This window comes from Vibrio sp. 10N.222.52.B7 (genome assembly GCF_041474275.1).
GTDB lineage: Bacteria > Pseudomonadota > Gammaproteobacteria > Enterobacterales > Vibrionaceae > Vibrio > Vibrio crassostreae_C.
In genome coordinates, this window is the sequence record NZ_JBFRTU010000061.1 from 2,350 (window position 1) to 3,504 (window position 1,155).

The 1,155-nt window shown below is 45.2% G+C and carries 2 protein-coding genes; one reads left to right on the plus strand and one right to left on the minus strand.

Annotation, left to right across the window (positions count from 1 at the left end; all coding sequences use genetic code 11):
* Positions 1-597: winged helix domain-containing protein (locus AB4512_RS15430; protein ID WP_372175149.1), on the plus strand; the 597-nt coding region annotated here is incomplete at its 5' end.
* 112 nt (positions 598-709) lie between these two features.
* On the opposite strand, the gene AB4512_RS15435 is transcribed toward AB4512_RS15430, so the two are convergent.
* Positions 710-1,155: methyl-accepting chemotaxis protein (locus tag AB4512_RS15435; protein ID WP_372175150.1), on the minus strand; the 446-nt coding region annotated here is incomplete at its 5' end.

Sequence of the window (1,155 nt, forward strand, 5' to 3'; positions counted from 1 at the left end):
GATATCCTTTATATCCCACCAGGTTTCCCACATGAAGGGAGCACGTTAGAGCCGTCAATGAGCTACTCTATTGGCTACCGCTCGCCTAAAGAACAAGAACTGATCAGCAACTTTGCCGATTTTGTGCTTGCTCATGATATGGGTGACGTACACCTGCACGATCCAGAATTCAAAATGCAAGAAGGCTACGGAAAAATTCGTTCATCGGATTTAAGCAATCTCACAGACATGTTGAAATCTGCACTAGAGCAACCTGAAACCATCAGTGAATTCATGGGTTGTCTGCTAAGCCAATCACGCCACCAGCTTGATATCGTTGCTCCAGAGCCACTATGGACTCAAGAAGAGATCGCTCAACACTTAGAGTCTGAAGGTGAGATTCACCGAGTATCAGGCTTAAAGGCGCTCTACCACGAAAATGAAAGCAACACTGCTTACATCAATGGCGAAGTGGTTAAGGTTGATGAAGCGGATTCTTCGTTACTCAACATACTTTGCGATGAGACCATGATTACCTCGGCTACTGCCCTATCTCCTTCGGGCATAACTGTCGTGACTGAATTGGTCAACAAAGGCTACTGGTTTATCGAAGAGTAAGCAGCGTCAACCGCTGGTTATTGCATAGCCTCTAAATAAACAATTAAAAAAGGGACAAATGAAATCTTCATTTGTCCCTTTTTCTATTCAAGAACTGGTTAAGGCTTAATGCTTATACCTTGAACTGATTGACCAACTTCTGTTGTTGTTGAGACAGTTGGTCAATTTCATTGCCGACTTGCTCAGAAGCCGCGGCTTGCTCCAAGATCTTCGCACTCAAATCGCGAATATTAACCACGCTTTGATTTACTTCACCGGAAACCGATTGTTGCTCTTCGGCTGCTCGAACGATCTGACTGTTCATATCACTGATCGCCTCAATAGAAGTAAAGATCGACCCCAGATCTTCAACTGCTTTCTGAACGTGTAGTGCTGTATCGTTAGCTAGGATATTGCCTTCTTGTATTGCTTCAACGACATCTTGAGTTCCAGCATGAACCTTGTCGATCACCGCTCTGATCTCACCAACCGATGACTGGGTGCGACTTGCGAGGTTTCTTACCTCATCCGCAACAACAGCAAAACCTCGACCTTGTTCGCCAGCACGAGCCGCTTCAA